General features: G+C 49.6%; 13 protein-coding genes and 1 pseudogene. All 14 read left to right on the forward strand.

Annotated features, from left to right (window positions below; translation table 11 throughout):
• Positions 1 to 92: 92 nt before the first annotated feature.
• Positions 93 to 203: pseudogene (locus H8876_RS10395) on the forward strand (BMC domain-containing protein); the annotation flags it as partial.
• 138 nt (positions 204 to 341) lie between these two features.
• Positions 342 to 653 carry a BMC domain-containing protein gene (locus H8876_RS10065; RefSeq protein ID WP_249287642.1) on the forward strand — a complete coding sequence of 104 codons (312 nt, stop codon included), beginning with the start codon at positions 342 to 344 and terminating at the stop codon, positions 651 to 653.
• Between the two features lie 47 nt (positions 654 to 700).
• Positions 701 to 2,191 carry an aldehyde dehydrogenase family protein gene (locus tag H8876_RS10070; protein WP_283241803.1) on the forward strand — a complete coding sequence of 497 codons (1,491 nt, stop codon included), beginning with the start codon at positions 701 to 703 and terminating at the stop codon, positions 2,189 to 2,191.
• Positions 2,192 to 2,227: 36 nt separating this feature from the next.
• Positions 2,228 to 4,831 (forward strand): choline trimethylamine-lyase, encoded by a 2,604-nt coding sequence (cutC, locus tag H8876_RS10075; RefSeq protein ID WP_249287637.1) that lies wholly within the window; start codon positions 2,228 to 2,230, stop codon positions 4,829 to 4,831.
• Between the two features lie 32 nt (positions 4,832 to 4,863).
• On the forward strand, positions 4,864 to 5,808 hold the full coding sequence (gene cutD / locus H8876_RS10080; protein ID WP_177264419.1) for a choline TMA-lyase-activating enzyme: 945 nt from the start codon (positions 4,864 to 4,866) through the stop codon (positions 5,806 to 5,808).
• A gap of 22 nt (positions 5,809 to 5,830) precedes the next feature.
• Positions 5,831 to 6,184, forward strand: coding sequence for a BMC domain-containing protein (locus H8876_RS10085; RefSeq protein WP_283241804.1), 354 nt, complete (start codon positions 5,831 to 5,833; stop codon positions 6,182 to 6,184).
• Between the two features lie 14 nt (positions 6,185 to 6,198).
• Positions 6,199 to 6,639 carry a EutP/PduV family microcompartment system protein gene (locus H8876_RS10090; RefSeq protein ID WP_465250746.1) on the forward strand — a complete coding sequence of 147 codons (441 nt, stop codon included), beginning with the start codon at positions 6,199 to 6,201 and terminating at the stop codon, positions 6,637 to 6,639.
• Entirely contained in the window at positions 6,636 to 7,322 is a 687-nt protein-coding gene (locus tag H8876_RS10095; protein WP_249287638.1) for a hypothetical protein, read from the forward strand. The genes H8876_RS10090 and H8876_RS10095 overlap by 4 nt, the downstream gene beginning before the upstream one ends.
• A complete protein-coding gene (eutJ, locus tag H8876_RS10100; RefSeq protein ID WP_177264416.1) occupies positions 7,304 to 8,146 on the forward strand; it encodes an ethanolamine utilization protein EutJ in 843 nt (280 codons plus the stop codon). Before H8876_RS10095 ends, eutJ begins: the two co-directional genes overlap by 19 nt.
• Before the next feature lie 15 nt (positions 8,147 to 8,161).
• Positions 8,162 to 8,467, forward strand: coding sequence for a BMC domain-containing protein (locus H8876_RS10105; protein ID WP_249287639.1), 306 nt, complete (start codon positions 8,162 to 8,164; stop codon positions 8,465 to 8,467).
• Positions 8,464 to 8,730: a EutN/CcmL family microcompartment protein gene (locus tag H8876_RS10110; RefSeq protein WP_177264414.1), complete on the forward strand. Its 267-nt coding sequence runs from the start codon at positions 8,464 to 8,466 to the stop codon at positions 8,728 to 8,730. The genes H8876_RS10105 and H8876_RS10110 overlap by 4 nt, the downstream gene beginning before the upstream one ends.
• 17 nt (positions 8,731 to 8,747) lie before the next feature.
• Positions 8,748 to 10,076, forward strand: a complete 1,329-nt coding sequence (locus H8876_RS10115; RefSeq protein ID WP_249287640.1) for a 4Fe-4S dicluster domain-containing protein — start codon at positions 8,748 to 8,750, stop codon at positions 10,074 to 10,076.
• Position 10,077: 1 nt separating this feature from the next.
• Positions 10,078 to 10,626 carry a BMC domain-containing protein gene (locus H8876_RS10120; RefSeq protein ID WP_177264412.1) on the forward strand — a complete coding sequence of 183 codons (549 nt, stop codon included), beginning with the start codon at positions 10,078 to 10,080 and terminating at the stop codon, positions 10,624 to 10,626.
• A 67-nt stretch (positions 10,627 to 10,693) separates the two neighbouring features.
• Positions 10,694 to 11,308: ethanolamine utilization protein EutQ (locus H8876_RS10125; protein WP_249287641.1), on the forward strand; the 615-nt coding region annotated here is incomplete at its 3' end.

Here is an 11,308-nt window from a genome sequence, read left to right on the forward strand (position 1 = left end):
GTATAAGAGACAGGGCAAGATATTATGCAGACCAGGCACTGGGTATGCTGGAAACGATCGGCATGGTACCTGCACTGGAAGCATGTGACAAGATGCTCAAGGCAGCAGAAGTAGATCTGTTATCTTATGAAAACGTAGGATCTACCCTGGTAACGATGTTCATCAAGGGAGATGTTGCTGCTGTAAAGTCTTCGATCAAGGCAGGTGCAGAAGCCGCAGAAGCCATCGGTACATTAACAGCGACCGATGTCATTCCAAGACCGATCCGTCCGATCGGGGATGTAGTATCCATCTATGATGTAGATACTCAGTGTGACGAAGAACTGCTGGAACCTGGCGCGATCAGAACAGAAGCTCTGGGCATGATCGAAACTTTCGGTATCGTATTCTGTATCGAAGCAGCCGATGCAATGTGCAAGGCAGCTGATGTAGAAATGATCGGTTTTGAAAATACCGCATCCGGATATATCTCGGTGCTGGTAGAAGGAGATGTCGGAGCATGCAAGACTGCTGTTGCAGCAGGAATTAAAGCAGTAGAAGCGATCGGACATGAGGTTTACAGTTCCACGGTGATCGCAAGACCGCACGAAGGACTGAAGAAGATCACATGTCAGTATTCGCTGGACAAGCTGCTTCCGTATCCGGCAGAATAAAAAATCTGGATATGATGACGAACTTATAAAGAAAAGGAGAGATGCAAATGAAAGTGAATATCATTGATAACGATTTGCTATCGATCCAGGAAGCTCGTATCTTGGCTGAAAATGCATATGAAGCGCAGCAGAAACTGGCAACCTTCCCGCAGGAGAAGCTGGACGAGATCGTTGAGGCTATGGCACAGGCGGCTTCGTCTCATGCGAAGGAACTGGCAGTGATGTCTGCAGAGGAAACAGATTACGGCAAGTGGCAGGACAAGTTCATCAAGAACAGGTTTGCCTGTGAATACCTGCCGGCTCATCTGCGAAATATGCGGTGCGTAGGCGTTATCCGCACGGATCAGGAAAAACAGATCATGGATGTAGGAGTACCAATGGGTGTTTTAGTAAGCCTTTGCCCGGCGACAAGTCCTGTTTCCACGACCATATACACAGCGTTGATCGCTGTCAAGTCCGGCAATGGCGTTTTGTTTTCACCGCATCCAAGAGCGCAGAAATCCATTTCCAGAGTGCTGGACATTCTGATTCAGGCAGCCGAAGGCTGCGGACTCCCGGAAGGGGCGCTGGCATACCTTCATACCGTGACAAAAGCGGGCACGAAGGAACTGATGGAACATAAATGGACTTCTATGATCATGAACACAGGAGTTCCGGGCATGCTGGAAGATGCATATCATTCCGGAAAACCGGTGATCTATGGAGGAACAGGTAACGGACCGGCGTTCATCGAGCGAACGGCCGACATCCATCAGGCAGTCCAGGATATCATAGCAAGCAAGACATTTGACAATGGCGTCGTGTCGGCAGCGGAACAGTCCGTTGTCGTGGACAGCTGCATTGCAGCAGAGGTAAGACTCGAATTTGAAGCAAGCGGAGCTTACTTCATGACAGAAGAAGAAGCAGAGCGTCTCGGAAAGCTCTTTTACTTTAAAGACGGCAGCGCCAATCCGGAACTGGCCGGAAAGGCGGCAGAAGATCTGGCTCGCTGGGCTAAGATCGATGTTCCAGCCGGGACGAAAGTACTGCTGGCAGAGCAGAAGTATGTATCGGAAAACAATCCGTACTCGAAAGAAAAACTTTGTCCAGTTCTCTCCTATTTCATCGAGGATGATTGGATGCATGCCTGCGAGAAATGTATCGAACTTCTGTTATCAGAGCGCCATGGACATACGCTGGTGATCCACTCTAAGGATCCTGACGTGATCCATCAGTTTGCAATCAAAAAACCGGTAGGAAGAATGCTGGTCAACACCCCGGCCGTATACGGCAGTATGGGAGCGACCACGAATCTGTTCCCGGCAATGACACTGGGAAGCGGTTCTGCCGGACAGGGCATTACCTCGGATAACGTATCTCCGATGAATCTCATCTATGTGAGAAAAGTTGGATACGGTGTTCGCCGGATCGAAGATCTGGGCATGGGCGCGCCGGCCGATGCATCTGGATGCAGAGGCGCAGCAGCAGATGAGGACAGCCTCAGAAAACTGCAGCGGCTGCTGGAGGACGCACTGGCAAGTATCAATAATCAGTTATAGCTAATTCGTTTCGATAGAGAAAGAGAGGTAATAGATTTGGATATTCGTGAATTTTCAAATAAGATTGCAGAAGCAACGAAAAACATGTCTGATGAAGAACGCACTTCTCTGATGAAAATGTTTGAATCCGTTTCTGGAGACATTTCCACAGTAACACCGGCACAGGCTCAGCCGGCACCTGCTCCTGCAGGAAGCCATGAGCATCCGGCTTACTACTCCTCCATCGCTGCAGCAACCACTCAGGTTGACGAAGATGGAGTTCCAGTAGGCCCGACAGAGCGTCTGGTAAGACTGAAAGAGAATTTCTTAAAGCAGGTTCCGTCCATTACGACTCACAGAGCACGTGCGGTAACGAAGATCACCAAGGAAAACCCTGGTATGCCGAAGATCGAACTTCGTGCAAAGTGCTTCCGTTACTGCTGTGAAACTGCTCCTCTGGTGATCCAGGACAACGAACTGATCGTCGGAGCACCGAACGGCGCACCGCGTGCAGGAGCATTTTCTCCTGATATCGCATGGAGATGGATGGTGGATGAAATCGACACTATCGGCAGCCGTCCGCAGGATCCGTTCTACATCTCTGATGAAGACAAGAGAGTCATGAGAGATGAACTGTTCCCGTTCTGGGAAGGCAAATCCGTTGACGAATACTGCGAAAGCCAGTATCGTGAAGCCGGCGTATGGGAACTGTCCGGCGAATCCTTCGTTTCCGACTGTTCTTACCACGCAGTAAACGGCGGTGGAGACTCCAACCCTGGATATGACGTGATCCTGATGAAGAAGGGCATGCTTGACATCCAGAATGAAGCCAAGGAACACCTGGCAATGCTGGACTACGAAAACCCGGATGATCTGGACAAGATCTATTTCTATAAATCCGTTATTGACACGACAGAAGGTGTTATGGCTTATGCACGCCGTATGTCTCAGTATGCTGCTGAGCTGGCTGCAAAGGAAACAAATCCGCAGAGAAAAGAAGAACTGCTGAAGATCTCTGAAGTCAATGCAAAGGTACCGGCTCACAAACCGGACACTTTCTGGGAAGCGATCCAGGCTGTATGGACCATTGAGTCCCTGCTGCCGGTAGAAGAAAACCAGACTGGTATGTCCATCGGTCGTGTTGACCAGTACATGTACCCTTACTACAAGGCTGATCTGGACGCTGGACGCATGAACAACTTCCAGGCATTTGAACTGGCTGGATGGATGCTGATCAAGATGTCTGAAATGATGTGGATCACAAGTGAAGGCGGTTCCAAGTTCTTCGCAGGATATCAGCCGTTCGTAAACATGTGCGTAGGCGGTCTGACTCGTGACGGCAGAGATGCTACAAACGAACTGACTTACCTGCTAATGGATGCTGTAAGACACGTAAAGATCTACCAGCCATCTCTGGCATGTCGTATCAACAACAAGTCGCCTCAGAAGTACATGAGGAAGATTGTAGACGTAGTTCGTTCCGGTATGGGATTCCCTGCATGTCACTTCGACGATACTCACATCAAGATGATGCTGGCAAAGGGCGTTTCCATCGAAGATGCGAGAGACTACTGCCTGATGGGATGCGTAGAACCGCAGAAGGCAGGAAGACTGTATCAGTGGACTTCCACTGCTTACACGCAGTGGCCGATCTGTATCGAACTGGTACTGAACCATGGTGTTCCACTCTGGTACGGCAAGCAGGTCACTCCTGATCTTGGAGACCTGGATCAGTATCTGACATATGATCAGTTTGATGCAGCTGTTAAGGAACAGATCAAGTACATCACCAAGTGGACTGCTGTAGCAACAGTAATTTCCCAGCGTGTACACAGAGATCTGGCACCGAAGCCGCTGATGTCCATCATGTACGAAGGCTGCATGGAAAAGGGTAAGGACGTATCTTCCGGCGGTGCGATGTACAACTTCGGACCTGGTGTTGTATGGTCTGGTCTGGCAACTTATACAGATGCTATGGCAGCCATCAAGAAACTGGTATTCGATGATAAGAAATACACACTGAAGCAGCTGAACGAAGCTCTGAAGGCTGACTTCGAAGGATATGATCAGATCAAGGCAGACTGCCTGGCTGCTCCGAAATATGGTAATGATGATGATTACGCAGACCTGATCGCAGCAGATCTGATCAACTTTACAGAAATGGAACACAGACAGTACAAGACTCTGTACTCCGTACTGAGCCATGGTACACTTTCCATTTCCAACAATACTCCGTTTGGACAGCTGACTGGTGCATCCGCAGGCGGACGTAAGGCATGGACTCCGTTATCCGACGGTATCAGCCCGACGCAGGGTGCTGACTTCAAGGGTCCTACAGCGATCATCAAGTCTGTAGCAAAACTGGCCAACGACAACATGAACATTGGTATGGTACACAACTTCAAGCTGATGGCAGGACTGCTGGATACACCGGAAGGTGAAAACGGCATCATCACACTGCTGCGTACAGCATGTGCATTCGGAAACGGCGAAATGCAGTTCAACTACATGGACAACAAAACGCTGATCGATGCACAGAAGCATCCTGAAAACTACAAGGATCTGGTTGTCCGCGTAGCAGGTTACAGCGCATTCTTCACAGAACTGTGCAAGGACGTACAGGATGAAATCATCAGCAGAACGACGCTGACCAAGTTCTAAATCAGGATTTTATCCACAGACGGGAGAATAAAATGGGCGATAATAACGTAATCGAAAGAAAAGCGTTTATATTCAACAAGCAGAAATACAATATGTATGATGGACCGGGCGTAAGAACTTTGGTTTTCTTTAAGGGATGTCCGCTTCGCTGTAAGTGGTGTTCGAATCCGGAGGGACTGGAACGGAAATATCAGATCATGTTTAAACCGACGACATGCGTGAGCTGCGGCTCGTGCGTTCCCGTTTGTCCACAGAAGATCCATAGTATATCCTCTTCAGGAGAGCATATCATCGATCGCAGCATCGACTGCATCGGATGCGGTCAGTGTGTGGAAGCTTGCATTCCGGATGCTTTGAAAATAGCCGGAGAGCAGGTTCCGATCTCAGAGCTTCTCGAGTATGTAGAGCAGGACAGAGCGTTTTACGATCAGTCCGGCGGCGGCGTGACTCTAGGTGGCGGTGAAGTGACTTCCCAGCCGGAAGCGGCCATCAATCTGCTGCAGGCATGCAAGCAGGAAGGTCTGCATACGGCTATTGAGACGTGCGGATATACGAAAAAGGAAACGATCCTTCGCTTTGCGGAATATGTCGATCTTTTCCTCTTCGATCTGAAGCACATCGATCCGGACAGACACTTTGAGCTGACAGGAGTTCGCAACGAGATGATCCTTGAAAATCTGGAAGAACTGATCATGAAGAGAAATCATGTAAAGGTCCGGATGCCTATGCTCAAGGGGATAAACGACAGCGAAGCTGAAATCAGAGGAGTCATAGAATTCCTCAAACCATTTAGAGAATTCAAGAATTTTGAAGGTATCGATCTTCTTCCGTATCACAAGCTGGGCGTAAATAAATACGTGCAGCTGGGAATGGATTACCCGATAGAGGGCGACCCGAGCCTGGATGATGCGGATCTGGATCGGATCGAGGGTTGGATCAGGGAATACGATTTCCCGGTTTCCGTTATAAGACATTAAGCAGTAAGAAAGGTGATGCCGAATGGGAATCATGAATGAAAAACCGATGGAACGAATCATACAGGAGTCGGTTCCGGGCAAACAGGTGACCATCGCGCATGTGATCGCATCGCCGATGTTCGACATCTACGAACGTCTTGGAATCGATGATAAAGGCGCCATCGGTATTCTGACACTATCACCATACGAGACAGCCATAATTGCTGCTGATATCGCAACGAAGAAAGCGGATGTAGAAATCGGATTTCTCGATCGTTTCACAGGGTCCGTCGTGATCTCCGGTGATGTGCAAAGCGTGGAGACGGCACTGAAAGCCGTAACCGATACACTTTGCAACGAACTGGACTTTACGACAGTACCGATTACGAGGACATGAGAAAAAAGCGCATTATGGTGATAGGACCCAAGGGATGTGGTAAAACGACCCTTGTCAATTCCATCAACGACTACGACGGTCCGCTGCGGAGGACACAGGATACGATATACGGCTTGGAAACCATCGACGTTCCCAGCGCATATATCGAGAATGCCTGGATGTACAAGCATATGATCGCACTGGCGCAGGACGCCTGGTGTATCCTGCTTCTTATAGATCAGTCCAGAACGGCAGAGGTTTATTCCCACGGATTTGCCCGCGCATTTCACTGTCCGGTCATAGGGGTCATAAGCAAATGTGATCTGATGCCGGAGAACAGAGAGATCTGCGAGCGCCAGCTGGAAAAGACCGGTGTAAGACAGCCGTACTTCGCAGTAAGTGTGCCGGAGGGAACCGGCGTTGAGGAATTGAAACGTTATTTATTAGAGTTAAAAGAAAGGAAAGGGCTTACATGAAGTTCATAACGGAAGAAGACTTAAGGGACTTATATAAGAAACAGCCCTTTACGGACTACGACCTGAAGGAGGGGGAACGGCTGACGCCGGGAGCCAGACAGTTTCTGGTAGACAGGGGCGTCGATATGTATGACCGCAATGACCCGATGGCTGTGCTTGACGCACAGAAAAAGGAAAAGGCCAAAGCGGCTCAGGCAGCTAAGACGGAATCCTCTTCCGGATGCAGGAATGGGAAAAAGCTTTGCAGCAGGATGAAAGCGCTGCATTCTCTTTTCCTCCTGACAGCAAGAGACCTGCTGGATACGGATCTGTGCCTTTCTCAGCAGCTGACGGGGCTCTCCCGGCAGTTTGCCGCACTCGGAAGTGTATCTGAGGGAAAATGTGAGGCTGTGGGACTTGTGTGCAATGCATGTACCGGGATGAACGGGGAAAACTTTTCCCAGTGCATCGGCGACTGTTTTGAGATCACTGAGTTTCACATGCAGATGCCAAAGGGCAGAGAGATGCTCTTGCTGGACAGACTGCGCAGCGAACTGGAATGTTTCAGTCTCGATGCACAGGAACTGATCGCAGATGAGAAGCTGTGTCAGACTCTGGAAGCCAGACTCAACGAGATCATCAATACGATATCGCAGATGATATGCGGTGCGATGGGAGGTAAAGAATGTCAGAGAAAAGCGTAGCGTTCGAATACTGTGACAAGATGGTAGAAGACTTTGAAAAGGTAATCGAACATCCTGTTCGCGAAAAATCTTCTGTGTACTATACCGGAGTCGATCTGGGAACCGCGTGTGTAGTGATCGCGGTTCTGGATGAGAACAAAAGACCGGTAGCAGGCGCATATCGTTATGCGGACGTAGTCCGGGACGGCATGGTAGTGGATTATATCGGTGCCGTTCAGATCGTAAGAGAACTGAAGGAGCAGATCGAAGAGCAGCTGGACACCGAGCTGATCTATGCGGCAGGAGCGATCCCGCCGGGAACGGATCTTTTAGACTCGGGTGCAGTCAAGAACGTGATCCAGGGAGCCGGATTCGAATGTACGAATCTGCTGGATGAATCAACGGCTGCCAACCAGGTGCTTCAGATGAAAAATGGAGCTGTGGTAGATATCGGCGGCGGTACGACCGGTATTTCCATCTTAAAGGATGGAGAAGTGGTGTATATCGCAGATGAGCCTACCGGCGGTACTCATTTTTCACTGGTGATCGCAGGAGCTTATGGGAAGTCTTTTCAGGAAGCGGAAGTTTTCAAGAGAGACGAATCTCATCACAAGGAACTGGCACCGGTCATCAAACCGGTGGTAGACAAGGTATCTTCGATCATCAGCAATCACATTAAAGGACATCAGGTCGATGAAATTTCACTGGTCGGTGGTACCTGCTGCTTCACAGGGATCGAAGATATGATCGAAAAGAAGACAGGGGTATATACCCATAAACCACACAATCCGATGTTTGTAACGCCGCTCGGTATTGCACTGAGCTGCAAACAGGAAGAGATGTAGACAGGAGGCGCTGACGTGGAGATTAGAATCATAAAATCACCATCACCGGGCACTGTGGACATCCTGATGCGCCGGAAAGGATCTCTGAAATCAGAGGTTCCGCCGCTGATAGATGCCATTGGTCTGGTACAGGGCAGGATGATCGAAATGGTTGTCGCTGCGGATATCGCAGAAAAAACGGTTGGCGTAACCGTAGAGGATATTCGGGGAAGCTGCCCGCAGAATATGATACTGCTGGCGATCTTCGGCGATACAGCGTCTGTAGAGTCAGCACTTGCACAGATCAAACAGGAAGCGGAAGGAGGAAGCAAGTACTTATGATTACAGCTAGATTAACGGATCATATCTGGTCCACAAGAAAAGCAGAATCCCTCAACGGCCTGAAACTGATGCAGGCTGAAATCATCGGAGGCGGTACGGATACAGGCAAGAAAATCATCGTTGTTGACATTATCAGTGCAGGAATCGGCGACAGAGTTGTTGTAACGACCGGTTCTTCTGCCAGAAGAATGCTGGGCGATGACAATATGCCGGTCGATGCCGTCGTAGTTGGAATCATCGACGAAGATTGTGAATTTGAATGATGAAGTGAGGTATGAGGATGAATCTTTTAGATCAGATAAAAGATGCCGGAATCATTGGTGCGGGTGGAGCAGGTTTTCCTACCCATGCAAAACTCACATCAGAGGCAGAATACATACTGATGAACGGAGCGGAATGTGAACCGCTGCTGCGCGTTGACCAGCAGCTGATGGCAATTTACCCGGATGAGATCATCAAGGGTTTTGCAGAAGCCGGCAGACTGGTAAACGCGAAAAAAGCGATCATCGGTATCAAGAGTAAACATGGAGAAGTCATCGAACTTCTTAAAGAACGGATCAAAGCTCTCCAGCTGGATGGATACGTGGAGGTGGGAGAACTTCCTGACGTATATCCGGCAGGTGACGAGCAGGTGCTGGTATACCAGCTGACCGGAAGAGTCGTTCCGGAAACAGGGATCCCGATCATGGTAGGATGTGTTGTAGTCAACTCAGAGACAGCACTTAATATCTATAAGGCTTCCCAGGGAATTCCGGTAACGGAGAAGTACATCACTGTAACAGGCGATGTACCAAACCGGGTGACAGTAAAAGTTCCTGTTGGAACACCGGTCATGGATGTGCTGAAACTTTCGGGAATCGAAGATTTCACCGACTATGCAGTCATCGACGGCGGTCCTATGATGGGACCTGTGAAGACGGATATCGGCGGATTCATCACGAAGAAGAACAAAGGCTTCGTGATCCTGAAAAAAAGCCATTTCCTGATCCGTAAGAAATCGGTCACGATGGAACAGGCGAGAAGAGTCAACAAAGCGACTTGTGAACAGTGCCGGATGTGCACGGACATGTGTCCGCGTTATCTTCTGGGACACAACATGCAGCCGCATAAGATGATGAGAGTTCTCAACTATAAGATCGATGACCTGGAAGGACAGAAAATTGCACAGCTTTGCTGTCAGTGCAATATGTGTGAACTTTTCGCCTGTCCGGCAGGTCTCCATCCTAGGATGGCGAACCTGTACTTTAAAGAAAAACTGGCAGAACAGAAGATCAAATATAAGCCGGAAAAGACGGAGTTCGAACCGCGTTCGATTCGTCCGTACCGTCTGGTTCCGAGCAAGCGGCTGATCGCAAGACTGGGACTTCGCGATTTCGATCTCCCGGCGCCGATGACGGACATGGAGTTCTCACCGGCAGTGATCCGCATTTCCACAAGACAGCATGTGGGTGCGCCGGCAGCTCCGGTAGTAAGTGTCGGACAGCAGGTGCAGGCCGGACAGATGATCGGGCAGATACCGGAAGGCAGCCTTGGGGCAGCGATCCATACAAGTATCAGCGGCACGGTCAGCGAAGTGACGGCAGACTATATTGAGATAAGGAGGAATTAAGATGCAGAGAGCAATAGGAATGGTTGAATTCAACAGCATCGCCAGAGGCATTTACGCTGCAGACCAGATGGTCAAGATTTCTGAAGTAGAAATCGTAACGGCAGCATCGACATGTCCGGGCAAGTACATCGCCATCGTTCACGGTGATGTGGCAGCCGTTGAAGATTCTGTCCGCATCGGTGAACGGATGGCGGAGGAGTTCTTTGTAGATTCCATCGTAATTCCTAATGTAGATCCCGGAGTATTCCCGGCGATCACAGGAGCAACGATGCCGGACCGCGTACAGGCGATCGGGATCATGGAATCTTTCTCCCTGGCAACAATGATCATCTGTGCAGATCAGATTTTAAAAGCAGCAGAGCTGCAGGCGATCGAACTTCGTCTCGGTAACGGACTGGGCGGCAAGGCATACTTCACCTACACAGGTGATGTGGCAGCAGTCAAGGCCGGAACTGATGCAGGCGAAGCCATCGCACAGGAGAAGGGTCTTCTGGTAAATTCGGAAGTCATCCCTTCGCCGTCAGAACTGTTAGTACCATCTCTTCTGTAAGATGTGTATTATCATAGATAACAATTTATTACTTGAAGCAGTGCGATAGATGAAAGGATGTGGACACATGAAACGACTGATTTGTGCAAAGGAAGTTGAAGCTTGTGCACAGCAGGGTCATAAAGTAATGTACATCGACGCAGACACGCTCATTACGCCATCCGCAAAGGATGCTGCAGCGGTAGCTGACATCGAATTCAAGGTTGGCGAACCGCAGGCAGAATGCTGCAGCGCGCAGCCGTGTGAAGCAGCACCGGCACAGGATGCGCACGCATGCGCTCCGGCGGCAGCAGGCGGAATCGACAGCGAGCTGATCTACAAGGCGCTCAAGACGCTGATGGATAAAGGCATGCTGGGAAGCGTAATGAATTCCATCGGTCAGGACGTTCCTTATGTATCCGAAAGCGACGGAAACGGTTTTGTAAAGCTGGTTCGCAGCAATACAGCCAAGTGGGAACCGCTGGATACAGGAAATCCTGCAGACAAAGTATTTTACAATGAACTGATCGGTGCAGACGATGGATCGGCAATGAATGCCGGATTCATGACGATTGAAAACTGCAGCTTCCCTTGGGATGTTGCCTGTCAGGAAATTTATTACGTCGTAGACGGTACGTTAACGGTGGAAAAGGACGGTCGGATCTTTACCGGAAATCCGGGAGACTGCCTGTTCTTCCAGAAT

Origin of the sequence: Lentihominibacter faecis (genome assembly GCF_014306095.1) — a bacterium.
In the GTDB taxonomy this organism is placed as follows: Bacteria; Bacillota; Clostridia; order Peptostreptococcales; family Anaerovoracaceae; genus Lentihominibacter; species Lentihominibacter faecis.